Source organism: Commensalibacter sp. B14384M2 (assembly GCF_016101865.1).
GTDB classification, from domain to species: Bacteria; Pseudomonadota; Alphaproteobacteria; order Acetobacterales; family Acetobacteraceae; genus Commensalibacter; species Commensalibacter melissae.
In genome coordinates, this window is the sequence record NZ_JACFPS010000002.1 from 320,033 (window position 1) to 345,448 (window position 25,416).

At 37.1% G+C, this 25,416-nt stretch carries 21 protein-coding genes and 1 other RNA gene; 5 read left to right on the forward strand and 17 right to left on the reverse strand.

The window, feature by feature from the left end:
• Nucleotides 1-30: 30 nt before the first annotated feature.
• From rpsA to aroA, 3 genes are all read right to left on the reverse strand, one after another.
• Nucleotides 31-1,758, reverse strand: coding sequence for a 30S ribosomal protein S1 (gene rpsA, locus H3R33_RS05220; protein ID WP_110438746.1), 1,728 nt, complete (start codon nt 1,756-1,758; stop codon nt 31-33).
• A 244-nt stretch (nt 1,759-2,002) separates the two neighbouring features.
• Nucleotides 2,003-2,647: a (d)CMP kinase gene (gene cmk / locus H3R33_RS05225; RefSeq protein WP_198184798.1), complete on the reverse strand. Its 645-nt coding sequence runs from the start codon at nt 2,645-2,647 to the stop codon at nt 2,003-2,005.
• Between the two features lie 42 nt (nt 2,648-2,689).
• On the reverse strand, nt 2,690-4,033 hold the full coding sequence (aroA, locus tag H3R33_RS05230) for a 3-phosphoshikimate 1-carboxyvinyltransferase (RefSeq protein WP_198184797.1): 1,344 nt from the start codon (nt 4,031-4,033) through the stop codon (nt 2,690-2,692).
• Between the two features lie 155 nt (nt 4,034-4,188).
• Here aroA and H3R33_RS05235 point away from each other — a divergent pair, with 155 nt between their 5' ends.
• Complete coding sequence (locus H3R33_RS05235; protein ID WP_122123317.1) at nt 4,189-4,512, forward strand: TIGR02300 family protein; 324 nt, start codon at nt 4,189-4,191, stop codon at nt 4,510-4,512.
• A 174-nt stretch (nt 4,513-4,686) separates the two neighbouring features.
• Here H3R33_RS05235 and folB read toward each other — a convergent pair whose 3' ends face one another.
• From folB to ggt, 7 genes are all read right to left on the reverse strand, one after another.
• On the reverse strand, nt 4,687-5,082 hold the full coding sequence (gene folB, locus H3R33_RS05240; RefSeq protein ID WP_155580185.1) for a dihydroneopterin aldolase: 396 nt from the start codon (nt 5,080-5,082) through the stop codon (nt 4,687-4,689).
• A 14-nt stretch (nt 5,083-5,096) separates the two neighbouring features.
• Complete coding sequence (locus tag H3R33_RS05245; protein WP_198184796.1) at nt 5,097-5,903, reverse strand: SDR family oxidoreductase; 807 nt, start codon at nt 5,901-5,903, stop codon at nt 5,097-5,099.
• Nucleotides 5,904-5,987: 84 nt separating this feature from the next.
• Nucleotides 5,988-6,581, reverse strand: coding sequence for a recombination mediator RecR (recR, locus tag H3R33_RS05250; protein WP_198184795.1), 594 nt, complete (start codon nt 6,579-6,581; stop codon nt 5,988-5,990).
• A gap of 80 nt (nt 6,582-6,661) precedes the next feature.
• Complete coding sequence (locus tag H3R33_RS05255) at nt 6,662-6,985, reverse strand: YbaB/EbfC family nucleoid-associated protein (protein ID WP_110438740.1); 324 nt, start codon at nt 6,983-6,985, stop codon at nt 6,662-6,664.
• Nucleotides 6,986-7,015: 30 nt separating this feature from the next.
• Nucleotides 7,016-9,007 carry a DNA polymerase III subunit gamma/tau gene (locus H3R33_RS05260; RefSeq protein WP_198184794.1) on the reverse strand — a complete coding sequence of 664 codons (1,992 nt, stop codon included), beginning with the start codon at nt 9,005-9,007 and terminating at the stop codon, nt 7,016-7,018.
• Between the two features lie 95 nt (nt 9,008-9,102).
• Nucleotides 9,103-9,197, reverse strand: an RNA gene (gene ffs / locus H3R33_RS05265) — signal recognition particle sRNA small type.
• Nucleotides 9,198-9,284: 87 nt separating this feature from the next.
• A complete protein-coding gene (ggt, locus tag H3R33_RS05270; protein WP_198184793.1) occupies nt 9,285-11,120 on the reverse strand; it encodes a gamma-glutamyltransferase in 1,836 nt (611 codons plus the stop codon).
• 179 nt (nt 11,121-11,299) lie between these two features.
• On the opposite strand from ggt, the gene H3R33_RS05275 reads away from it, so the two are divergent.
• On the forward strand, nt 11,300-12,649 hold the full coding sequence (locus H3R33_RS05275) for a discoidin domain-containing protein (RefSeq protein WP_198184792.1): 1,350 nt from the start codon (nt 11,300-11,302) through the stop codon (nt 12,647-12,649).
• A gap of 79 nt (nt 12,650-12,728) precedes the next feature.
• Here H3R33_RS05275 and H3R33_RS05280 read toward each other — a convergent pair whose 3' ends face one another.
• The 3 genes from H3R33_RS05280 to H3R33_RS05290 form a co-directional block, all read right to left on the reverse strand.
• The gene (locus tag H3R33_RS05280; protein WP_198184791.1) at nt 12,729-14,390 is read right to left on the reverse strand and encodes a dihydroxyacetone kinase subunit DhaK; all 1,662 of its coding nucleotides are present in this window, start codon (nt 14,388-14,390) and stop codon (nt 12,729-12,731) included.
• Nucleotides 14,391-14,910: 520 nt separating this feature from the next.
• Nucleotides 14,911-15,699 carry a type I methionyl aminopeptidase gene (gene map, locus H3R33_RS05285; protein WP_162988552.1) on the reverse strand — a complete coding sequence of 263 codons (789 nt, stop codon included), beginning with the start codon at nt 15,697-15,699 and terminating at the stop codon, nt 14,911-14,913.
• 107 nt (nt 15,700-15,806) lie between these two features.
• The gene (locus tag H3R33_RS05290) at nt 15,807-16,949 is read right to left on the reverse strand and encodes a D-alanyl-D-alanine carboxypeptidase family protein (RefSeq protein ID WP_370552777.1); all 1,143 of its coding nucleotides are present in this window, start codon (nt 16,947-16,949) and stop codon (nt 15,807-15,809) included.
• A gap of 346 nt (nt 16,950-17,295) precedes the next feature.
• Between H3R33_RS05290 and clpS the strand changes: the two genes are divergently transcribed.
• Together clpS and clpA are read left to right on the forward strand one after the other, a co-directional pair.
• Nucleotides 17,296-17,616 (forward strand): ATP-dependent Clp protease adapter ClpS, encoded by a 321-nt coding sequence (gene clpS / locus H3R33_RS05295; RefSeq protein WP_155567877.1) that lies wholly within the window; start codon nt 17,296-17,298, stop codon nt 17,614-17,616.
• Between the two features lie 123 nt (nt 17,617-17,739).
• Nucleotides 17,740-20,067, forward strand: a complete 2,328-nt coding sequence (clpA, locus tag H3R33_RS05300) for an ATP-dependent Clp protease ATP-binding subunit ClpA (RefSeq protein WP_198184789.1) — start codon at nt 17,740-17,742, stop codon at nt 20,065-20,067.
• Between the two features lie 86 nt (nt 20,068-20,153).
• Here clpA and H3R33_RS05305 read toward each other — a convergent pair whose 3' ends face one another.
• Genes H3R33_RS05305 through H3R33_RS05315 form a run of 3 tightly spaced genes read right to left on the reverse strand, consistent with a single transcriptional unit; the run spans nt 20,154 to nt 22,411 of the window.
• Nucleotides 20,154-20,624 carry a DUF3465 domain-containing protein gene (locus H3R33_RS05305; protein WP_198184788.1) on the reverse strand — a complete coding sequence of 157 codons (471 nt, stop codon included), beginning with the start codon at nt 20,622-20,624 and terminating at the stop codon, nt 20,154-20,156.
• Between the two features lie 6 nt (nt 20,625-20,630).
• On the reverse strand, nt 20,631-21,614 hold the full coding sequence (locus tag H3R33_RS05310; protein ID WP_198184787.1) for a PPK2 family polyphosphate kinase: 984 nt from the start codon (nt 21,612-21,614) through the stop codon (nt 20,631-20,633).
• A 41-nt stretch (nt 21,615-21,655) separates the two neighbouring features.
• A complete protein-coding gene (locus H3R33_RS05315) occupies nt 21,656-22,411 on the reverse strand; it encodes an SDR family NAD(P)-dependent oxidoreductase (protein ID WP_198184786.1) in 756 nt (251 codons plus the stop codon).
• Nucleotides 22,412-22,597: 186 nt separating this feature from the next.
• Between H3R33_RS05315 and H3R33_RS05320 the strand changes: the two genes are divergently transcribed.
• Complete coding sequence (locus tag H3R33_RS05320; RefSeq protein ID WP_122123309.1) at nt 22,598-23,179, forward strand: YqgE/AlgH family protein; 582 nt, start codon at nt 22,598-22,600, stop codon at nt 23,177-23,179.
• A gap of 336 nt (nt 23,180-23,515) precedes the next feature.
• On the opposite strand, the gene H3R33_RS05325 is transcribed toward H3R33_RS05320, so the two are convergent.
• Nucleotides 23,516-25,072, reverse strand: a complete 1,557-nt coding sequence (locus H3R33_RS05325) for an inorganic phosphate transporter (protein ID WP_155565194.1) — start codon at nt 25,070-25,072, stop codon at nt 23,516-23,518.
• Between the last annotated feature and the right edge of the window lie 344 nt (nt 25,073-25,416).

The following is a 25,416-nucleotide window of genomic DNA, read 5'->3' on the forward strand; positions in this document are numbered from 1 at the left end:
TGTTTTTTAAAAGTTAAAAATATAAAAATCCTATTCTACATCCGGCTCGTTTTCATTCCGTCGTCGGAAAGCTGCTCCAAGAATGTCTCCCAAGGAAGCGCCACTATCTGAAGACCCATAATCAGAAATAGCCTGTTTATCCTCTTCAACTTCACGTCCCTTAATCGTTAAGGTTAAACGACGTGCATTTTTATCAATTGAAACAACCTTAGCATCTACACGGTCACCGACATTAAAACGTTCCGGACGTTGTTCCGCCTTGTCACGAGAAAGTTCGGTACGTCGTATGAATCCACTTAAAATATCATTAACACTTACATCAATACCATTTTGTTGAATACCAGTGATGGTACATGTAACAATACTGCCCTTGTTGACTTTTGCAAGTGCATCTGCAACAGAATCTTCACTTAACTGTTTGATACCCAATGAAATACGTTCTTTTTCAACATCCACATCAAGTACTTTTGCTTTAACAACGTCACCTTTTTTAAAGTGAGTAATAGCAACTTCACCAGGTTCATCCCATGAAAGATCAGACATATGAACCATACCATCAATATCGGCTGATAGACCGATAAACAGGCCGAATTCGGTGATATTGCGGATTTCACCTTCAATTTCAGAACCAACCTGATGTGTATCAGCAAACTGTTGCCAAGGATTTGGTTGAACCTGTTTCAAACCTAATGAAATACGACGTTTTGAACTGTCAACATCCAATACAACAATATCAACTTCCTGAGATGTTGATACAATTTTGCCGGGATGAACATTTTTCTTTGTCCAAGACATTTCGGAAATATGAACAAGCCCCTCGACTCCAGGTTCCAATTCAACAAAAGCGCCATAATCCGTGATGTTTGTAACGCGACCAGTAAATCGTGAGCCAACAGGATATTTTGTTGTGACATTTTCCCATGGGTCAGCTTCAAGCTGTTTCATACCCAAAGAAATACGATGAGTTTCAGGATTGAAACGAATAACCTGAACACGTACCGGCTGACCAATCTGTAAAGCTTCAGCTGGATGATTGACACGTTTCCAGGCTATATCCGTGACATGCAATAATCCGTCAACACCACCCAAGTCAACAAAGGCGCCATAATCCGTGATGTTCTTTACGACACCATCCAGAATCATGCCCTCTTTTAATCCTTGTATCAACTCGCTGCGTTGTTCAGCACGTGTTTCCTCCAATACCGCACGACGAGAAACAACAATATTCCCACGGGCACGATCCATTTTCAAAATTTGGAAAGGCTGTGCTACACCAATCATGGGGTTGATATCACGGATAGGGCGAATATCAACTTGTGATCCAGGTAAGAAAGCCATTGCCCCACCTAAATCAACAGTAAATCCACCTTTGACACGACCGAAAATGGTTCCGTTTATGCGTTGGTTATTTTCAAATGCTTTTTCAAGAGCAGACCATGCCTCTTCACGACGTGCCTTTTCACGTGAAAGCAGAATTGAACCGTCACGATCTTCGTAACGTTCCACATAAAGTTCAACCATATCGCCTGGTTTAACTTCTGCCTTTACACCCGCAGGTGCGAATTCTTTTAAAGGAACACGTCCTTCACTTTTTAAACCGACATCAACGATCGCATAATCATCCGTTAAACGAACAATTTTACCTACAACAACGGAGCCTTCGAACCCAATATCTTGTCCAAGGGTTTCATCTAAAAGCGTAGCGAAATCTTCCCCACCAAAATGATCATTAGGGGTTTGTGTGGTGGCTGCAGCCATGAGTTTCTGTAATCCCAGTCACATTTAAAGACAAATATTGCCTTTTATATACAGACTTTAATTTGCGCGTTTCCAAAATAGAATGAATCTATTTATAAAAATACGACTTTTTCACGATTGAATTCATGAAACAATTTCAACGAAAAAATATTTTATTCTATTCTTTAAGAATAGAGGGGAGCATATAAGGAAGTTACTTTTTTTTCAATAATTTATTAAAGATAAATTTAAATTTCTTATCTTTTTAACAATTATTATGTCTTTTTACTTTATTAACCACTTTTTCTAGAACCTCCAGAGCTGTCAAATGATCTGTATCAATTACAATAGCATCCTCTGCAGGTTTTAACGGAGCTACTTCTCGAGACGAATCCATTTCATCCCTGGTTTTCAAATCCATCTCTATTTTGTTAATCTGCTGTTCTTTATTTTCGGCTTTTGAAGAATTAGCAAATTGCAACCAGCGTCTTTCTGCCCGTATCCTTGGTGAGGCCGTAAGATAAAATTTAAAATCAGCGGAAGGAAAAATGACCGTTCCAATATCCCGACCATCCATAACCCCGCCTCTTAACATGGCAAAATTGCGTTGAACATTTAATAAAGCGGCTCTGATTTTTGGATTGGCAGCAACCTGGCTGGCCGCTTTATCCACTTCAGGTATACGCAGATCATTTCTTAACCAATCTTTTTCTTGAAGATTTTCAGCAAAAGCCAGGACAGATTTGGAATCTGGTTTTTCACCTGCATCCAGCATTTTTCTACCAACTGCCCGATAAAGCAATCCCGTATCAAGATAAGGTAAATGAAAATAATCAGCTACTGACTTGGCCAATGTTCCCTTTCCCACACCTGAAGGTCCATCGATTGCTATAATTATATTTTTATTCATAATGAATATTCATTAGCCTTTATATTAAGTTATAATTATATTTTATATTTGAAATCCACACCCCAGTGAATTCATCAATTCAAAATATCCAGGAAAACTGGTGCGTATAAAACGAATATCATCGATAGTTATCGTTTTTTTTGCAACCAATCCCAAGATTGAAGCGCTCATTGCCAATCGATGATCCATATGGGTTTCAACTTCGCCTCCCCCTGGAATATTACCAAAGGTACCCTCAATAATCATATCATCTCCGTGAGATTCAACAGAAACACCATTTTTCCGCAACATGTTTATGATGCTATTAAACCGATCACTTTCCTTAACCCGTAATTCTGCCAATCCTCTAAAACGGCTCTCGCCTTTGGCATACGCAGCAGCAACCGATAGAATTGGAAATTCATCTATCATGGATGGGACAATTGAAGCCGGAAGGTCAACACCCTTTAATGTCGTGTTTTTAACAATGATATCACCCGTTATTTCACCACCTTCCTGACGCTTATTAGATATCTGCAAATTTGCTCCCATCATTTTCAACGCTTCAATTATCCCGGTTCTCAAAGGATTAAGTCCAACATTCTCTATCAGTATTTCTGATCCGGAAATAATCAAGCCAGCTACCATCAAAAATGCAGCAGAGGATGGATCACCTGGAACATTAACATCTTTAGCTACTAGTTTTGTTGGGCCTTGCAAACAGATTTTGCGCCCTTTTTCAGCTAAGGTGCTAATATCAACCTTAACCCCAAAATGATTCAACATATTTTCTGTATGATCTCTTGTTGCAATCGGTTCTTCTACAATTGTCATGCCATTGGCATTTAGACCCGCCAACAAAATGGCGGATTTTACCTGGGCAGACGCAACAGGTAACCGGTATGTAACGGGATTAGCCTTTTCCACTCCCTTGATCGCCATAGGCAAACGTCCCCCATCGCGCGTAATAAACTGGGCACCAGTCTGGCTCAAGGGTTCTATAACTCTTCTCATGGGGCGTTTTCTCAAACTGCAATCACCTGTCATAACGCTGAAAATATTATGTGTTGATAAAATCCCACTCAACAACCGCGCCGACGTTCCGGAATTTCCCATATTCAAAACATCATCGGGTTCATTCAGATATCCAACCCCCTTGCCTATAACGTGCCATTCACCGGGTGCCTTTTGATGAATAATTGCTCCCAAAGCACGCATGACCTGAGCGGTTTGCATAACATCCTCACCCTCAAGCAATCCCGTGATTTTTGTTTCTCCATTTGCCAGAGCCGATAACATTAGAGCACGATGGCTGATTGATTTGTCACCTGGAACATTCACTTTACCTTTTAAAGGTTGTTGTAGAAAAGAAACAACAAGTGGTTGTTTTGAGTGAGTAACTGTCATAATTTTATTTTCCAATTTAACAAATAGAGTATAAAAACAAAAAAAACTTTGATTTAAATCAACAAATCGTATTTTATCATTTGACAATAAGACAATAAACTGGCATTTCGCCATATTTATGTTTTATTTTTTCGATCAGAGAACAGGATACATAAATGGTCAAGCTAGAATTGGGTATTAAAAGAACATGTTGTGCTTGTGGGACTCGTTTTTATGATTTAAACAAAATGTTACCTGTATGCCCAAAATGTGGCACTGAACAACCCATTGAACTACCTCGTCATCGTCAAATTGAAGGAAGCGGCAATCTGGACGAAGAAAAAGAAATCGATACCATGATTGATACTGATGATCTGGAAAATTCAGATGCTGATGTCGATGATGTAATTGAGGATGCTTCAGATCTTGAGGACGATGTTGATGCTATCGGCTCTGAAATAGAAGCAATTAAAAATAACGACGACGATAACGATTCTTAAAAATGATACAGGAATTCATTATGAATTCCTCTTTTCTGATTATAAATACATTAACCAGTCTTACCATTTAAATCGCATTTGATAGCATAACAAACTTGAATTTTAATAAATTTGTATTTAATCAATTAAAGATAAAAAAGTATTTTGCAAATTTTCTGGTATTAATAGCAGACTTTATCTATTCCATCGTTCAATTTCAACGCCGACCCCAGCTGTCTCCGGAATAATATCCAGTTTTTCAATCATGACGCGAACAACCTGAATCCTCTTATCTTTCAAGATACGGTCAGCCAAGGTCTCAGCCAACGTTTCGACCAAATGAAAATGGGTCTGAAGAACAGTGTCTTTTACATCATCAACAATATCCGCATAGGATACCGTCCGGGATAAAATGTCTGGACCAACGCCTTTTTCTTCCTGAATTCCAATGGAAATATTCAATTGAATACGCTGAGTATTTTCCTGTTCAAAATCATAAACACCTATACGTGCCATCAAAATTAAGTCACGAATAAAAATACGACGTAAGGGTATGTCATAATGCCCTGACCATACTAGGGAAAAATTCATAAATAAATCCTGTTTTACTCGTTTTTATCTGGCATTAATGTCGGTGACCACTGTAAATGTTGCCCTCCATCCAAAGCGATCATCTGTCCCGTCACAGATGGTAAACATATCAAGCTTAGTACCGCTCGCGCCACTTCCTGTGCAGACGTGCCACGCTGCAACGGAACAGATTTGCATTGATTGGCAAATTGTTCGGCGGTTTGACGTTTATGAGCCATTGCTGGACCGGGTCCAACAGCATTGACTCGAATTGATTTATGTGCCAATGCTAGGGCCATTGTTTGTGTTAATGTCCATAATGCGGATTTGGAAACTGTATAACTGACAAAATGTGGTGTTAGAGACCATACACGTTGATCAAGCAAATTAATAACACATCCACTAGATTGCTTCGGTAATAATTTTGCAAAATCCTGAATTAACTGAAAAGGGGCCCATAAATTGGGCATTAAATGTTCTTGCCAGGATTGCAAGGTTACACTATCCCATTCATCGCGCTCAAATACACTTGCATTATTAATCAGAATACCTATTGATCCCAATTGATCTACTGCCAGTTCAATCATGCGTTTAACCTGATCAGCATCGGAAAGATCGGCTGTCAGTAGAATTACATTTCTCCCAAGCTGCCGAATTTCCTCTATCAATGTTTCAGCTTCTTGAGTGCGCTTACGAGCATGTAAAACAATATCAAATCCAAATCTTGCCAAGGTTAAAGCAATTTCACGCCCTAACCTTACGGTCGCTCCCGTAATAAAAGCAACTTTAGGGAGTGAATCAGAAACTGGGAAAAAATTAGTTGATCTCCCTTGATTGGACACAGAACTTTCCTTTATTTTGTAAAGATGCAACTTATTATCATAAACAACATGATTTTTGCAGTAAAAAATCACGAATTTGCATAACTAAGCTGGACGTCTGGCGGTCAAAGCCGCTGTCAGGGTTCCTTCATCAAGAATTTCCAGTGAGCCACCCATTGGAATGCCTTGACCAACACGGGTAATTTTTACATGCCAGGGTAACAATTGATCATATAGCCAATGCATAGTTGTTACACCCTCAACCGTAGCACCTAGTGCAAGAATAATTTCCTTGACTTCATTGCGCTTCAACCGTTTTAAAAGAGGCGCTAGATTTAAATCCTCTGGCCCTACCCCAGCCAAGGGGGATAAAGTGCCGCCCAACACCTGATAATAGCCCCTGAACGCTCCGGTTTTTTCCAGTGCCCATAAATCCCCAACTGTCTCAACGATACAAATCAATTCACGATTACGATTTAAATCATTACAGATCTGGCATGGGTCACTGCTATCCAAATTACCACAGGAAGAACAGATTCTCACCATCTTGGCTGCCTGTTCTAACGCGTTTGCCAAGGGAATCATACGGGAATGTGGCTGTTTTAGTAATGACAAAACAGCACGACGCGCCGAACGTGGTCCAAAACCAGGTAATTTACCAAATAAAGAAATTAGCCGTTCAATTTCCGGACCACCCACGATACCCTCTTCTTACCAAGATAATTAACTAACAAAAAATTACCTTTATTACCCATATTCACAAGATAACTTCTGGTCAATCAGAAAGGAAATTTTAAACCTTCAGGAAGATTTATTCCCCCGGTAACTTTCTGCATTTCTTCCTGTGTTGTTTCATCAAGTCGCCTACGTGCGTCACTGTAAGCTGCAACAATAAGATCCTGCAACATTTCCATTTCAGCCGGATCAGCCAATTTCGGATCGATTTTTATAGATTTCATGTCACCTTTTCCACCCAATGTTACAGTTACCATACCGGCCCCTGAAACACCCTCAATTGTAATGGCGGCAAGCTTTTCTTGCATCTCGGTCATCTTGCTTTGCATTTGAGAAGCTTGTTTCATAAGATTGGCAAAATTTTTCATTCAATTCTCTTTCAAAATTTAATTTTGGGACTAATTATATGTCAATTCGTCAAAATCATCTATCATTGCTGATTTTTTTTCAGTTTCAAGATCTGACATACTTTGCTCATCCCTGTCTGTAAATGAATTGTGTTCTGGAAATAGACCATATTCATCAAGATGTGGATTGATAACCTTATTAACAACAGCCCCAGGAAATATACGCATAATTTCTTTTACGATTGGTTCAGATGCAACTTCGTCAAAATCGGCCTGAACCTGTAAAGATTCCTGTTCCATCAAGGTTGGTTCACCCTTTTGCTGGGAAAGAACAATTGTCCATCGCAACCCTGAATGTTCATTCAACAATCTTGATAATTGTTGGGGCAGATTTGCGGGAGCCCTATCTTCAATTCTTATTTCAATCATTGGTGGTGCGAATTTAACCAGATGAACCGCATTACGTAAATGGGCATGCAAAATTGCAGCCTGTTGCTGCTTTACAAAAGATATAATTTCCCGCCAACTGTTCCATAAAATTCGAGGATTTTCGATCTCGGGATTTTGTTTAGGCAATGACAGGACTTCAGATTTTGGTTGTATCAATGGATTTATGGCATAAGCTTTATCATATCCATGAAAATTGCTACCCCCTTTTGATACAGATACCAATGACGTTGGCTTTGATGATTGCATATCTGAAGATGATAATGAGGAATGATGAGAATATTGGTCTGACTTCTGTTCAGGGGAATTGGATAAATGCTTGATTATTTCACCAGGAGTGGGTAAATCGGCTATAAAACATAAACGAATCAAAATCATTTCAGCTGCTGCCTTACGATTGGGAGCCATATCAACCTCCTTAATCCCTTTAAGCAGCATTTGCCATGCGCGACCCAATAGGGGTATGGAAAGTGTGGAAGCCAGATGACCACCACGATTTCGTTCAAGTTCTGATAGCTCAGAACCATTTCGCAAATTTGGCAATGATTTCATTCTTGAAAGAAGATGAATTAGTTCCAGAAGATCGGATAATAACACGCCCAGATCAACGCCACCTGCATAAGCCTGTTCAGTCAAGCTTAGAACCTGATCAGCTTTTCCTGACATAATTGCTTCAAGTAAATCGAATATTAGGGTTTTATCCGCAAATCCCAACATGCCTGAAACAGCTTCAGCCGTAATTTCATGATCCAGTTTATCATTTTCTGGCTGATCAGGGATAGTGGCACGGCCAAGTGCAATAGCCTGATCTAACAAGGATAAACCATCCCGGACCGATCCATCAGCTGCACGCGCAATCAAATGAATAGCCTCATCAGATATGTTTACTTTTTCCCGATTTGAAATTTTTTGAAAAAATTGACTTAGCTGATCCTGCGGGACACGTCGCAGATCAAACCGTTGACAACGTGATAATACCGTTACGGGAACCTTGCGAATTTCAGTTGTCGCAAAAATGAATGTAACCTGGTCAGGTGGCTCCTCGAGTGTTTTCAACAATGCATTAAACGCATTACGCGATAACATATGAACTTCATCAATGATATAAACCTTCATCCTGGCCTGAATGGGACGGAAACGTGAACCGTCTATAATTTCCCTTACATCATCAACACCTGTATGAGAAGCTGCATCAATCTCCAATACATCAGGATGCCGATCTGCCAAAATTGCCTTGCAATTTGGACAAACACCACAGGGATCTGCCGTAGGTCCACCCTGACCATCAACCCCTATACAATTTAATGCACGCGCGATAATACGGGCGGTTGTTGTTTTGCCAACTCCCCTAACTCCCGTAAGCATAAAAGCATGAGCAACTCTACCCATTGCAAAAGCATTGCGCAGAGTGCGTACCATCGTTTCTTGACCAATCAAATCCTTGAAATCCTGAGGTCTATATTTTCGTGCCAAGACACGATAAGACTTTTCATCAGATGAGGGTTTGATCTCAGAATCATCGCTCGATAAGGATTCAAATAATCCAGCAGACTCTATATCTGGGGTGGGTAATTGCTCGTCCGGAATATCTTTCATTAACAACCATTCCAGAAAATATGATAAAATCAGGTTTTGCGAATTTTGATTATACCACTAAATTACCTGAGATTCTAATTTATTTGTCTTAAATCCAAGGAAAGCTTGAATGACCCAAACGATACTCGTGATGGCTGCTTCCTTCCGGACCTGACCGAGTTCACAAGGTGTTCGTCCACCCAAGCTTTCCAGTTTCTTTCTATTACAAATTAAAAAAAATTGGCAAGTATTTTTTTTGATTTTCAAAAAAATTATTTTTTATATGTATAATCAAAAATTAATATCCTATAGCTCCCCCGCCAGCATGACGATAATCCATCCCGCCATAATAAACAGTCTTTCTGTTTTTATCATGTCCAACAAGAATCCCTTCGGCAATTCCCCAAGTAGAGTAAAGATCCAAGGGATAGTTTTTTCTTTTTAAAATTTTACGAACTTGACCACTTAACGCATTATGTTCAAGCTGAATTCCCTGAGGCTGCCATTGTTCATGTATACGGGGAAGATTAATCGCCTGCTGAATATTCATTTTGTAATCAATGACACCTGTTATCACAGAAAGAATAATAGTGGGAATTCTTGACCCCCCGGGACTGCCTATTACCATAAAGACTTTATTGTCTTTGGAAACTATTGTTGGTGTCATTGAAGATAAGGGCGTTTTTCCCGGGGCAATTTCATTAGCCTTACCCCCGATTATTCCATACATATTTGCTTCACCTGGCACCGTTGAGAAATCATCCATTTCGTCATTCATAATTATACCGGTATTGCCAGCAACAACCCTCGCTCCATACCAGCCATTAAGCGTATAGGTTAATGAAACCGCCATGCCATCCTTGTCAATAACAGAAAAATGCGTCGTTTCATTTCTTTCATGTGATATTACTGCTTTTCCTTCCTTCTTATTCGACGATGTTACCTCGGTAACCTTTCCGGGAATCAAGTCGGAAGAAACAACCGCTTTTTTAAAGGTCAAGCTTTGACGTATTTTTTCTGCATAATCGGGATCATTCAGGTGTTTTACAGGATTATCAACAAATTCTGGATCCCCCAAATCTCTCCGATCTGAATAGGCCCGACGCATTGCTTCAACCTGTCTTTCCACCGCAGGAACTGTCTGAAGACCCATTTTATGTAAATCATAACCGGATAAAATATTTAACATTTCGCACAAAGCTATTCCCCCTCCACTTGGAGGCGGGGCTGTATCAATATGATAACCTCGATAAGAACAAGTTAATGGCAGCATCATTCGTGGATGATAATTTTCAAAATCTTTCAAGGACAATATTCCACCATGCTTTTTACTGGCATCAACTATTTTTTTTGCAATTGAACCATGATAGAAAACATCTTCCCCATGCTTTGAAATAGTTTGCAAGGTATCTGCCAAATCTTTTTGACGAAAGATATCCCCTTTTTTCCATGGATTTCCATCTGATTTAAGAAAAATTTTAGCTGCATTGCGATCTTTGGCAAAATCAGACAGAGAAGTCGCCATCAGATCGATATCTTCCTGCGTCAAGATATATCCATTTTGCGCAAGTTTAATAGCTGGGGCCATTAATTCCGCACGAGACTTGCTTCCCCATCGTTTACGCAACATTTCCATACCTGCCACCGTTCCCGGAATAGCAACAGCTTTCCATCCCAATATAGAAGCATTGGGCATTTTCTTTCCATTACTGTCAACAAACATTTTGGAAGTTGCTGCTTTTGGCGCCTTCTCTCGAAAATCTATAAAATAAGCCTGTCCATTTGGTAAACGAAGCGTGAGGAACCCCCCGCCCCCTAAATTTCCAGCGGCAGGATAGGTAACCGCCATTGCATAGGCAACTGCCACAGCTGCATCAGCTGCATTTCCACCATTCTTTAAAACCTCAGATCCAATTTTTGCAGCAAGATTACTTGCCGAAACAACCATTCCTTTTGACGCCACAACAGGTTCTGAAGACATGGTTTCTTGAGCAACCTCACCAAACGCTAAGGCATCAACCCCATTACCAACCTGCGCATAAACTGCCCCAGAAAAACAACCACTTGAAATGAGTAATATACCTAATGAATATTTATATTTTTTTTGTCTTATTTCTTTGATTACGCTTTTCATATCACTTCCTGAACGTGTATTATTTAATTAAAATATTTCTGAAAAAATCTATTAAAGAAATATTTTTTATATCTTGCATAAACAAACATAACACAATTTTATTTTTAATATAAAAATAGACAAAATAACACTTACAAAATATATATTAACTTTCAATATTTTATTTTAAGGTTTTTTCAATGAGTGTTATTATTGCATTTAGAACTCATATTTGGAATGATGATATCGAATATATGGCAAGACGCCTTAAAGGTTCTTTTAGCAAAGCTGATTTTGTTATTCTTGCTGATGAAAGCAGGGAGATCTTGGATGTAGGTGATTTTCCTAAAATAGGTCATACCTCTGATTTTTCTGAATTCAATATCCCGAATATTCCCGGTCAAAAAACTTTATGGTATAACGCTGATTATCCTTTATATGCCTTACGCAAAGCCTTGCCTAACTATAATCATTATATAATGATTGAAAATGATGTCTTAATAAATATTAATCTAGACCCCTTAATAACATCCCTTGAAAAAAAACAGACAGATTTAATTGCCCACAACATTTTAAGCATACCGGATCATTGGGTTTTCAAAGATACGATAACACCCTATTTTAAAAATTCTAAATATTGTTTTTTACCGGTATTGGCACTATCCGCCCGGGCAATTGACCATCTTCTTATGAAAAAACAAGAGATTTCATACCTATACAATAATGATAATTCCATCATATGGCCATATTGTGAGGGATTTATTCCATCAGCTGTTTTTGAAATGGAAAACCCTATTGTGGAAGAATTGCGCAACTTCTGCAAATTACAACCATATGATTTTTGTAGTGGTTATTACTATCTTGATCCATATGTTAACATTCATGGCACGATATGCCATCCTGTCAAAGGCAAAGATTTTGTGGAACGTTGCATTACACATGATGGTATCAATCCAATTTTCAATCCACGTTCTTCATTAAGAAGAGGTCTAAAGAATCTTAAGCCCAATGACTTTTACCAATATATTCATGATACAATAAAAAAAACAGGAAATGTAGGTTTTTATCAACAATTCAATGAAATTGCACTTCAGGAAAGGTGGATAAAAAAACCTGAGGCCGTGAACTGGGCGCTTGGCGGTAAAGCTTCACAATCATCCGTTTGTGCATTTTCAAAATTCAATGACATATACAAAGATGCTGCGGGCGCAGTTAATGGACGTATTGGTCCAGATTACAATTTTCATACTGCAACAGAATATAACCCTTGGTGGAAACTGGAATTACCCCGCACAATCAACATTAAACACATAATCATTTATAATCGTCTAAACTTTGAAGATCGTGCCTCAAAAATAAAAGTTGAAGTATCTGATGATAACGAAAACTGGATAATTGTCGCTGATTATCCTGACGGAATTATTTTTGGTGGAGCCGATGGCAACCCATTAATTATAAGAGTGAATAATATTAACGCCCAGTATGTCAAAATAAGTCTTTATGATGAAAATGTATTACATTTAAATCAAGTAGAAGTATATGACCAATAAAATTTAATTTCTCATTATCAAAAAATTAAAGCTAGCTTGTTATTATAACATAGCCAGCTTTTCAAGAATAATTTATAACTTATCTATTTGGACACTGTTTTGACAAGGCTGCAAAAACATCTGCGACAGCTACAGCACCCGGATCAGGATTTCCCGCCAAACTACCACTGTTCAAATAGGATGAACGTCCTGCATTTGCTTTCGTTGCTTTTGCCGTATTTTCAACGCCTTTTTCAGCCGCTTGAACGGCACCTTTTAAATCGTTCTGATCTTTAAGCAATATTTCCAAAGCAGGTTGTAACGCATCAATCATCGTACGATCCCCAAGATCAGCCCCACCATAATGTTTCATCTGTTTTAAGCCAAATACAAGACCCTCAACAAATGATGAACCTTCAGCAATTTTTTGACCTGTTGCAGTAAAGAAAATCGACATTAAAACACCACTGGAGCCCCCCATAACAACAGCCAGTCTTTCACCAATGACTAGACAGAGTTTTGTCAGATCGGTTAAGGGTAATTGATTGGTATTTAACAATTCGGCAATACCTCTTGCCCCTGCAGCAAATGTTGAACCTGTATCTCCATCCCCAACCTTGGCATCCAGATCATTCAATTTTCCTTCAAGATCACTCAATGTCTTTGTAACAACGGCGATAATATGTGCCACAACTGGATTATCAGAAGGTGTGAATTGCACTTTAGTTTCAACAGGATTAACAGGCATATGTACAATTTTAGTAGGTTGAACAGCCTTAAAAGATCCTGTAATTTCAACAGGTGCTGTCAAAGCGCTGACGATCTTGTCATCCAAAACCATGGCTGATAATGAAAAACCCTTCATGTCAAGCGCTGTCGTAAACCAGTCTGGTCCTACAATCCAGTCAATATTTGAAGCAAGTGCAGAATATGAAAGTTCTTTAGCCAAAATGGCCATTTCTGTAACCGAAACACCACCCAGATTATTCAACATGACGGCAAGACGATCCGAATCATTTATACAAGCCTTGATTTTTGCTGTCATGATATCCATGATTTCACGACTATTTTGAGTATTAATTGTCGTGGCGCCTGGTTCACCATGAATACCAAGACCCAGTTCAATAGATCCTTCCGGAATTCGTTTATCATCACTTTGGGACTGGGGTAAATCACACCCAGTCATGGCAACTCCCAGGCTAAAAATCTGCCTATTTGCATAATCAACAAATTTTTTAACTTCCTCAAGAGAATACCCGGTCTCGGCAGCATAACCGGCCATTTTATGGACAAAAATAGTGCCAGCAATACCACGTGGCTGTTTATTGTCAGGTAAAGAAATATCATCCTTCACCATAACAACTTCTACCTTGTAGCCTAACTGTTTTGCCTTTTCAGCCGCAAGTCCAAAATTTAGACGATCTCCTGTATAATTTTTGATTACCAATAAACAGCCAGCTTCACCTGTTACTGTTGTAATGGCGGTCAATACGGCATCAACCGAAGGAGAGGCAAACAAATCGCCACATACAGCGGCTGTCAACATTCCTTTACCAACAAATCCTAAATGAGTAGGCTCATGTCCAGATCCCCCCCCCGAAATAACGGCAACTTTTTTCTTATCCCAGTCTTTACGAACCACAATTCTCATAGAAGGGTCAGTATCAAGTTTCACAAGATTATTATAGGGAGCTGTGACTAATGTACCTTCAATAGCATCATTCACTAATGAAGCACGATCATTAAAAAAGAAATTGGACATTTTATATCTTTCATTTTTGAAAGTTCAAATCACTATAAATTGACTTATAATATCTATATATAATAATTAAATAAAGACTTAATAAGACAACCATTTGTTTTATTATTTATAATTTTAATTGAACTAAACAAATTAACATCATTTATAATGCTCGATAGTCAATTTTATAATAATGCCAGTTTAATGAACGTTTTTAAAACATTAATTAAAACTTTTGGTCTTGATATATTGTTTAAATACAAGACCAAAGCATTCTTATCCTATGGTAAATATTTTAATTTATAACAATTTTATGAAATAAATAATTATTTGGTGTTCTCAAAAATAAAAAACTTGATTTAAATTAAGTTTCAACTCTATTTAGAAATTCTAAATAACTCAATATTAAAACTTTTTGAAATTCTAATCTATATTGTTTTGATGAATTTATTAGTCTTAAATTAGAATTTCAAACAAATATTCATTTTATACAACTCTTTATCAAATTTTGATTTATTAATTTCCATTTTGATAAAAATCATCAAATATAAGGAGGACAATTCCAACCTTTGGGTGAATAGGTGAATACTTCACATCCATCTTCAGTTACTCCCATCATATGTTCAAATTGCGCACTGAGAGATCGATCACGCGTTACGGCTGTCCAGTCATCATCAAGAATTTTAACGTCTGCCTTACCAGCGTTTAACATAGGTTCAATAGTGAAAACCATTCCTGGTTTTAGCACAAGTCCCTGCCCCTTTTTTCCATAATGCAATACATTGGGTTCTTGATGAAAAACGCGTCCAATTCCATGACCACAAAAATCGCGTACAACAGAAAAACGCTGTGATTCTGCATATTGCTGAATGACGTACCCTATATCCCCCAAAGTGTTCCCGGGTTTAACAATATCTATTGCCCTTTTCAGACTTTCATAGGTTACGTCTATCAATCGTTGTGCCAAGCGTGAGGCCTTGCCAACGACATACATACGGCTACTGTCACCAAACCATCCATCAAGAATAGATGTAACATCGATATTAACAATATCTCCATTTTTTAATTTACGATCTCCAGGAATACCGTGACATACTACATGATTGATAGATATACAACAAGATTTTGGAAAACCACGATAGTTAAGTGGTGCTGGAATGGCACCTTTATCAATTGTATAATCATGAATAATCTGATTAAGTTCGTCTGTTGTAACACCTTCCTGAACATGAGGAGTAATCATGTCAAGTGTTTCTGCTGCCAAACGTCCCACAGCTCTTAACCCAACAAAATCCTCTTGAGTGTAAAACATCATGCGACGATCTGTCATTCCTAACTCTCCAATAAGACTTTATCAAATTACCAATAATAAATAACGTGGTATAATTTACGAACTTTTCTTATATACCTAGCTAGGATTATGATCCCTGTCCAGTCTTACTTTTTCCGATTATGTCTGGATATGGCATGATGTCTCACAGCCACCTTTTTGATATTACGCTTAAAAATCGAATCCCGTTTTTTTGCAATTGAAGTACGTGACGAGGCCTGTGCCACTTCAACCGACTTTTTACCTCTTGTAGTACGGGTTGCACGAACAAGAATTACTTTTGGATGTTTATTATAACGTGGGTGTTTTTTCAAGGAATTTGTTCTTGCCAGATAAACCGGTCTAGCAACAGGAGCCACACCACTTTTTGCAAATCCGTCATCTAGTGCACTCATCATGTATTGATTTCGTGAACCATTACTTGGTGCACCCATAACAACACCAATCAAACGGACATTATCATGAACGGCTGATCCTACAAGATTATGCCCTGCCGCAGCTGTATAACCTGTTTTTAACCCATCCGCGCCAGCATAACCTTTTAACAGGGGATCGTGATTGGGGATTGTCCGTCCACGAAAATAAAAGTAAGGTGTTCTGAACAAAGGATAATATTGAGGAAAATCTGAAATCAAATGTTGTGCCAAAATTGCCAAATCACGCGCAGTTGTTAGTTGACCAGGATTTGGAAGGCCAGAAGCATTATAAAAACGTGTCCGATTCATTCCCAAAACTTTGGCCTGTTGTGTCATCATTTTGGCAAAGCGTTCTTCGTCTCCACCTCCAATAAATTCACCAAGAGCGCTAGCCGCATCATTCGCTGATTTAGTAATCAAGCCTAAAACAGCTTCCCTGACAGTAATATATGAACCTGGACGGACTCCTAATTTGGAAGGTTCCATTGAAGCTGCATGAATGGTTATAGGAATTCTCTGATCAAATCGTATGGCATTGGCATTTAAGGCGCGAAATGCCATATATAAGGTCATCATTTTTGTCAAACTGGCTGGAAACCGTTTCAAATCAGCATCCTGTTCTGACAAGACTCGGCCATTAACGTCCATTACAATTGAACTGATTCTTCCTACATACTGGGCATGCGCACAATGCGCATAAAATAGTGTATAGGAATATACAGCCGTAAAAAAAACTAAGAAAAAATTCCTGGACGTTTTTCTCATAATTTTCTTAAGACTTACGGTAAAGTTTAACTGTTTCAATTTTTTTATATGATTGCAATAAGTGGACACTTTAATTTTCCAGCTTCTTTTTCATTAAACGTTTACTTGACCTTTAAAAATGATTAACTTCTTAAATTGTTTTGTTTATTTTTGGAATCAAATCCCCATGTTAAACAAAACGTTACAAGAAATTGCACTACTATCTTTACGAATATATATTTGGAACTTTATATTCATATAAAAAATATACATCTGAATTTACGCCATATTTTGCAACCATACAAGTCCAAATCAAAATCATTCAATTAGATTCTTCCTTAATTTGAACCTTAACAAAATATTTTATGAAATTTATAAAATGCACTCCAAATACATCATAATGAATCCCTTTAGTAAATCATTTTCTCTTTATTGTATGACTTACAACCAGAACCAGCATGATTCTAGAAAGAACACAAAAACGCTGACAAAAACAAATTTGAAGAAACCCACCCTGTATAAAGTTCTTATGCTCAATGATGATTTCACTCCCATGAATTTTGTCATTTACACATTGGAAACAATATTCAGAAAAACAACTGAAAATGCTGTTTCAATCATGTTAAAAATCCATCACAATGGAATAGGAATATGTGGTATATTCACATACGAGGTTGCTGAAACAAAAGTTATGCAGGTTATGAATCTTGCCAAACAACATCAATATCCACTGCAATGCCTATTAGAAAAAGAATAAATTTAATTAAATATGATTTGATCAAAATATTAACTTTATAAACCCTTTTCAATAACTATATAATAAATAAAAGGAATATGTAGGATTTCTCTTTCGATATTTCACAGTTTGAAAGTTTAAATGATGTTATCTGATAACTTAGAACATTCCTTACGACAAGCTTTTGAGTTTGCTTTAAATTTTCAACATGAATACATGACGCTTGAACATTTGCTCTATGCATTGACAGGCGATCCCGATGCTATTGTAATTTTTGAAGCCTGTCAGATAAATCTTGAAAAATTACGTCAAGATATCTTCACATTTATTAAAAATGACCTGAATATTCTAGTAACTGAAAAAAAACCATCCCCCAAACCCACGCATGCATTTCAAAGGGTCATTCAAAACGCGTCTGTCCATCTTTCTTCAGACCCAAGTGAAAAAATTAGTGCCGTGCATGTTTTAATTGCTCTTTTTTCTGAGCAGGAAAGTCATGCGGTTTACTTTTTACAAATGCAGAATTTGTCAAAATTGGACATTCTGAATTTTATCGCACATGGTATAACAAAAAATACAGAATCCACCCATTTTTTTGGATCAAATTTTTTACCTCAGAATGATATCGATAACCAGTTGAATGATCTGTTTACCTATACTGAAAAAGAAAATTCAAACTCTAAGAATACCAATCCCTTACAACTTTATTGCGTTAATCTAAACGATAAAGCCCGTCAAAACCGTATTGATCCCTTGATTGGAAGGCAATATGAAATTCAGCGTGCAATCCAAATATTGGCACGTCGAACAAAAAACAATCCGTTATTGGTTGGAAATCCTGGTGTAGGAAAAACCGCTATCATAGAAGGTCTGGCCTTACAGATTGTAAACAAGACAGCACCTGAGTTATTGCATAATTCTATAATTTATGCATTAGACATGGGAGTTTTATTAGCTGGTACACGATATAGAGGTGATTTTGAAGAACGTTTAAAATCCCTCATTCAATCCATTAAACAAAAAAAAAATGCCATTCTTTTTATTGATGAAATTCATACAATAGTCGGAGCTGGTTCCACTACAAACGGATCCATGGATGCATCAAACCTTTTAAAACCAGCACTCGCCGAAGGCAGTTTAAGATGTATCGGATCAACTACCTATAAGGAATATCGGCAATATATTGAAAAAGATCATGCCTTAGTCAGAAGATTTCAAAAAATCGATATTCCCGAACCTTCGATAGATGAAACAATCAACATCTTAAAAGGTCTTAAAAAAAATTATGAAAAATATCACAATGTAAAATACACTCATGATGCTCTTGAAACAGCGGTTACCTTATCTGCCAGATATATCCATGACCGTAAATTTCCGGATAAAGCATTAGACATAATTGATGAGGTTGGTGCTATACAGGCCATTTCCCCTGCCAAAAAACGCAAAAAAACGATTACAGTCAATGACATTGAAAAAACAGTTGCTAATATAGCCCGCATTCCTGAAAATACTGTTTCAACCAGTGATAAAAAGGTTCTCTCTCAAATTGATAATAAACTGAAAAAAGTTATTTTTGGGCAGGATCAAGCAATTGAGACATTAGCTTCAGCCATAAGAATTTCCCGTGCCGGGTTGCGTTCCGAAAGAAAACCAATAGGTAACTACCTCTTTGCAGGACCAACAGGCGTTGGAAAAACAGAAATCGCTCGACAACTTTCAATTCATCTTGGCATCAAGCTCATCCGATACGACATGTCTGAATATATGGAAAAACACTCTGTTTCAAGAATGATTGGTGCACCACCCGGTTATATCGGTTTTGATCAGGGTGGATTGTTGACAGATATAATTGACCAGAATCCCTATGCCATTCTTCTTCTTGATGAAATTGAAAAAGCTCATCCTGATTTACATAATATTCTTTTACAGGTAATGGATCATGGTATTTTAACAGATCATAATGGTAAGGAAATTAATTTTCGAAATATTATCATTATTATGACCACCAATACAGGGGCAACAGAATTTGCTCGTTCAGCAATTGGTTTTGTAAAAAATCATCAAGCAGGATATGCAAACGAGGCCGTAAACGAAAAATTTTCACCAGAATTCAGAAATCGTCTCGATGCGATTATTAATTTTAGACCTTTATCAAAACCAATCGTTGCTCAAATTGTTGATAAATTCATTAATGAATTAAACACTAGATTATCAAATAAAAACATTATTATAGAAATTTCCAAATCGGCAAAGGATTGGCTGGTTGAAAATGGATATGATCCATTGTATGGAGCACGCCCTATGCATCGTATTATTCAGGACTTTATTAACAAACCCCTCTCTAATGAAATATTGTTTGGTACATTAACAAAAGGTGGCAAAGTTCATGTAATAGTAAAAAATAATAAAATATTCCTTAATTGCATAAAAGAAATAAATTCAATTCTATCAAGAAAAAACGAGCTGGTTTAAAATATATTCTACTTTATCATCAAAATTTCAAAAAATGATGTTTCAAAACGCATAATCTTATTTTTATATTTAAAATTCTAATTGAATTAATAATATTTTATACCATTTATAATCACATAACCTGGATAGGGCCATTTTCTGCTTGCTCCCTTATGCGTCCAATCAACTCCTTGACGTCTTGGGCTATCATAATAATATCGCCCGACAACTTCAGCATAGTCCCCTCTTTTTACCCAAGGCCAGGTTGGAGCTTTCATTTCATCGAGATTATTCACAATTCGAATGGATACACCTTTCCCGACATAAAGATAAAAATAGCCATGTAAGCCACTTCTGGTATAACGTGCATCACTTACTGTGATCACCTTACCACAAAGATGAACAGGAACATCCTTGAAAGTTAAATGTTCAATATTATTTTCATACTCTTGTTGAATATGTAAAAAATTTTCATTATCACATTTATCAGAAGCAGGTTGTGCCAGACTTTGAAAAGAGTAAAAAAAGAGGCTGGACAATATGAACAGCCAAGAAAAAAAACGAGTTTCAATAATCATTGAAGATTATTCCTTAGACTTATTTAGATTCTTTATTTTTTTATCTTTACTGATTTTATTATTCTTTTTGATTTTTTTTCCTGCTTTATTATCAGAAAATTTACCTCCTAATTCAGCTTTCAGTGAATTTAAAGATTCCAGAACTTCTTGACTTGGCTTGGGTTCTGGAATATGAAGTTTTTCCAATTCATCAATCATGATTTCCGCGACAACCAAACGTGCAAACCATTTGTTGTTGGCAGGAATCACAAACCAGGGGGCATTTGGTGCCGCTGTCTGCACAATAACCTCTTGATATGCACCTTGATATTCTTCCCAAAATTGACGCTCTTTTGGATCATTGGGGGAAAATTTCCATTGTTTTTCTTTATTTTCCAAACGTGCCAATAAACGCTTGCGCTGTTCCTCTTTGGATATATTTAAAAAACATTTAACTATTCCAATACCTTGTCGATAAATATATTTTTCAAAATTACGAATATCTTCATAACGGTCAGACCAGAAATTTTTATTGTTAAGTACCCGCAACGGTAGTTTTTGATTGGCCAAAATAGAGGGATGAACCTTGGTAACAAGCACTTCCTCATAATGACTTCGATTAAAAATCGTAATCTTGCCTCTGGAAGGAACGGCCATATGAATACGCCACAAATAATCATGCATCAATTCTACAGGACCAGGCTGCTTAAATGAAGTTATCGTAATGCCCTGCGGATTTATTCCAGAAGTGACATGTTTAATCGTGCCGTCCTTACCAGAAGTATCCATACCCTGCAAAGCGACCAATAAAGCTGAATGCCCATTCGCAAATAACAGCTCTTGTAAATAACTTAACCGTTTAATACGTTTCTTCAGCACTTTTTTTGCTTCTTTGGGAGATAGGGATAATCCGGCAGTATCATCCGCATTATAATCCGTTATAAGAAATTTTTTTCCATCCTCTACACGATATTTTGTTCTTAACAACTCACGTATTGATTGATCCGACATTTAAAGCTCCTTTAATGTTAACGATAAATTATTACGATATATCAATTTCCTGTTTTTACTACTGCAACCCCACCCGGCGCTTGGCAAACAGGCATAAGTTCAATTCGATTAACATTGACATGAGAGGGAAGACTTAAAATCCAACGTACCGTTTCAGCAATATCCATAGCTGTTAAGGGAATTGTACCTTTGTAAACTTCTTTACCTTTAGCAGAATCTTTTAGTCTTACCTCGCTAAATTCGGTTCCCCCACAAAGACCCGGTTCAATATTTGTTACCTTCAATGCAGTGCCAACCAGATCAGTTTTAAGATTTAACATAAACTGTTTAACAAATGCCTTTGTCGCACCATAAACATTCCCACCACGATATGGATACGTACCTGCAATACTTCCCAAGGAAATAATATGTCCCCTCTTTCTTTCAAGCATTCCACTAATAACCAACTGAGTCAAATGAATTAATCCGATAATATTTGTTTGAACCATCCGATCCCAATCCTTTAAATCAATATTGGGAATTGGCTCCACGCCAAGTGCCAATCCTGCATTATTGACCAAAACATCAATATTCTGAAATTTGGCTGGTAAACTACCCAATTGACTCAAAAACAATTCTGATTTGGTCATATCCATTTCAAGTGGAAAAATTTTTCCAGGATGTTTGCTTGATAGGGATTCCAATTTATTCATCCTACGTGCTGCTGCAACAACCTGATAACCCTCCTGCACCAATACTTCGGCTATTGCCATTCCAAATCCAGCCGATGCACCTGTGACCAGTACCGTTTCCCTCATGATTTTCGTTCCCCTAACTATTAAAAAACTAAGTAAATTATAATAATTACATCACAGCAATTATAAATTATTTTTTTGAAACGGACTATTAAAAGCTGTTCATTTACATTTCATTAAATCTGATAGTATAGTTTAATTTGAATCATCTCATTTTAAATAAATTATTATATTTGGTTTCTTTGAAAAATGACACATTCTTTCCTTGATCTTACCAAAGGATTGGCAGGCTGTTTTCTAATGTCAAGTCCTTTTACAACCTCACCCGCATTTGCACAGACGGTTGTTTTTATTTGTGCATATTCTCCGAAGGAAGGTACAATGGGCATTGTCATTAACCGTCATATTGCCAAACCAACTCCAAAAGAATTGCTAAATCAGCTTGGAATTAAAACGATGCCAACATCAAATAATTTTTCCATTACAGCGGGTGGTCCAATTGAAAATGCCCATGGTCTGGTTCTGCACACAAATGACTGGAAAGGTAAGGAATCAGTCTATGTAACAAAACAAATCAAATTGAGTACAAGCCTGGATATCTTACGTGATTTATCAGAAGGGCATGGTCCTTCAAAAGCGTTACTAGCCCTTGGTCATGCCAATTGGTCACCAGGACAGCTGGAAGAGGAACTTAATAATAATCTTTGGTATGTTGCCCCCTGTCAGGAAAGCATTTTATACAATAAAAATTTCAAGAATAAATGGTCAGACTGCTATAAATCCATTCTAACAAATCCAAGAAAAATATCTTTATATTCCGGAGAAGCGTGATTTAGTTTGATACATAAAAAAATAACCCAAATATTTAATTGTTTCCGTTTCCTGAATAGCCAGCTCAACATTAACAAAGCATGTTATGATTTTTTTTCTAATATGACAAAACAAATTTGATTATTTAATGATACATTTGTTAGCTCTTACAGTTTGTTATTGAATGAAATAAAAACATACAATAAACAGATTTTTATCTTTACGTTTTTCTATATACAAATATAGAAAAACGATATGTAATTTTACCAAATTATTTACAGATTTTTTATTTATTTCAAGTAGTAGATAGACATTTTACACAAAAATTTTATTCGTTTATTGAACATAAATCCCAAACTAAAATAATTTTAAAAATATCCAAAATAGAACTGCAGATAACATAATTGAAACAGGCAAGGTTAAAATCCACGCCATTGCCATATTACGTATTGTTCTCCATTGAATACCATCACCGTTGGCCAATGCAGTTCCTGCCACCGCAGAAGTCACGACATGAGTGGTGCTAATAGGCATATGAAACTGATTTCCCATTTGTATCATTGTCATCGCGACAGTTTCAGCAACCGCACCTTGACCATAGCTCATTTCATTTTTACCAATTTTCCTGCCTACTGTAACAACCACTCTTTTCCATCCAACCATTGTTCCCAAACCTAGGGCAATTGCAATTACAGCCTTGACCCACGGAGGAATGAATTGTATTGCCGTGACAATCTCTTTCTCGAATTTTTCAAATAAATCCTTTTGAGAAGATGTCAGGGGAGATACCTTGGTAAAATGCACCAGATTCTGTTCAACCAAATACAAATCGTTTCTTAAATTGGCCTGATATTCAACCGGGACTTGCTTAAAAGTTTCCTTGTTATTTACATCATGCTGAATGGATTGCAACATCATACGAATAGCAGGAATAGTTTCGGGAAAAATTTTACTGGACTGAATTGTTTTTGTCAGAATTTGACGACTTTGATCAATTGTAGGTAAATCTGGATTATTATTATATTTCATGAGAACTTGATCAATAACTACCGCTTTATTCATGAAATTCTCGACTTGTTTTGATGAAACCGCATTATTCAACGCATATGCGGTTGGTACGGTTCCTATCAAAATAAGCATGATTAATCCCATACCCTTTTGCCCATCATTTGAACCATGACTAAAGCTTACACCGGTACATGTAAGAATCAATAATAAACGGATCGGCCAAGGAGGTGTCTTTCCTGCTTCAGGTACTTTGTAAAAAGAGGTGATGGGTAAAAAATTCTTCAACAGAAACATTCCCAGTAATGCAATCGTAAATCCTGCCAAAGGACTGAATACAAGAGCCTTGAAAACCTGCAAAGCCTGTCCCCAGTCAACACCACTTGCCCTGTTATTTCCCATAAGCAACTGATTCATTAGACCAACGCCCAAAATCGAACCAATTAAAGTATGAGATGAAGAATTCGGAATCCCGAAAAACCAAGTTACCAGATTCCAGATCACTGCAGCCAGAAGTAATGCAAAAACCATTGAAAATCCAGCTTCACTTCCAACCTTGAGAACTAATTCAACAGGTAAAAGAGAAACTATTGTAAAAGCAACAGCGCCGCTTGAACACAAGACACCCAGGAAATTCCATAAACCCGACCAGACAACAGCTACAATTGGCGGCAAGGAATTGCTGTAAATTACAGTTGCAACAGCATTGGCCGTGTCATGAAAACCATTTATGAATTCAAAACCCAAAGCAATAACAAGAGCCAGAGCCAATAATACAAATGCCAGAAAAGATGGATTAGTAACGCCTATTATGTCTTCACGCAAATGAAGGATAATATAGATTATGCTACCCAATAAAACTAAGATAAAAGCGATCTTGTTGAAACGTGGATTATTAGGTAGGATCATATTCAAGGCTTTTTTCACTATAGACAAAATCCGTTTCTTGCATCATCAAATTGATCATAAAATTAACTTTATTTCAGAAACGCTACAATTTAGTTGGATAGAATTGTTTACGGATAGATTAATTGTTTACAATGGCCTGACCCCTTTATCATAGGTCTTCATATAGTCATCCAAACCTTAATTTATAATGTTTTCATATTTATCATCATCAATCTTTTTTTACAAAAGAAAAATATGCTTCTCAAGATATGAGATTTATATCTTTCACATTTATGAATAAAAAATCATATCCGTCATCGCAAAGATACACCCCGAACAATTAAGAACTATTTTCTTACGTGTTT

Coding starts and splice junctions, on each gene's coding strand:
- rpsA (WP_110438746.1), bottom strand. CDS start 1,758: ATGGCTGCAGCCACCACACAAACCCCTAATGATCATTTTGGTGGGGAA.
- cmk (WP_198184798.1), bottom strand. CDS start 2,647: ATGAATAAAAATATAATTATAGCAATCGATGGACCTTCAGGTGTGGGA.
- aroA (WP_198184797.1), bottom strand. CDS start 4,033: ATGACAGTTACTCACTCAAAACAACCACTTGTTGTTTCTTTTCTACAA.
- H3R33_RS05235 (WP_122123317.1), top strand. CDS start 4,189: ATGGTCAAGCTAGAATTGGGTATTAAAAGAACATGTTGTGCTTGTGGG.
- folB (WP_155580185.1), bottom strand. CDS start 5,082: ATGAATTTTTCCCTAGTATGGTCAGGGCATTATGACATACCCTTACGT.
- H3R33_RS05255 (WP_110438740.1), bottom strand. CDS start 6,985: ATGAAAAATTTTGCCAATCTTATGAAACAAGCTTCTCAAATGCAAAGC.
- H3R33_RS05260 (WP_198184794.1), bottom strand. CDS start 9,007: ATGAAAGATATTCCGGACGAGCAATTACCCACCCCAGATATAGAGTCT.
- ggt (WP_198184793.1), bottom strand. CDS start 11,120: ATGAAAAGCGTAATCAAAGAAATAAGACAAAAAAAATATAAATATTCA.
- H3R33_RS05275 (WP_198184792.1), top strand. CDS start 11,300: ATGAGTGTTATTATTGCATTTAGAACTCATATTTGGAATGATGATATC.
- H3R33_RS05280 (WP_198184791.1), bottom strand. CDS start 14,390: ATGTCCAATTTCTTTTTTAATGATCGTGCTTCATTAGTGAATGATGCT.
- map (WP_162988552.1), bottom strand. CDS start 15,699: ATGACAGATCGTCGCATGATGTTTTACACTCAAGAGGATTTTGTTGGG.
- clpS (WP_155567877.1), top strand. CDS start 17,296: ATGACTTACAACCAGAACCAGCATGATTCTAGAAAGAACACAAAAACG.
- clpA (WP_198184789.1), top strand. CDS start 17,740: ATGTTATCTGATAACTTAGAACATTCCTTACGACAAGCTTTTGAGTTT.
- H3R33_RS05305 (WP_198184788.1), bottom strand. CDS start 20,624: ATGATTATTGAAACTCGTTTTTTTTCTTGGCTGTTCATATTGTCCAGC.
- H3R33_RS05310 (WP_198184787.1), bottom strand. CDS start 21,614: ATGTCGGATCAATCAATACGTGAGTTGTTAAGAACAAAATATCGTGTA.
- H3R33_RS05315 (WP_198184786.1), bottom strand. CDS start 22,411: ATGAGGGAAACGGTACTGGTCACAGGTGCATCGGCTGGATTTGGAATG.
- H3R33_RS05320 (WP_122123309.1), top strand. CDS start 22,598: ATGACACATTCTTTCCTTGATCTTACCAAAGGATTGGCAGGCTGTTTT.
- H3R33_RS05325 (WP_155565194.1), bottom strand. CDS start 25,072: ATGATCCTACCTAATAATCCACGTTTCAACAAGATCGCTTTTATCTTA.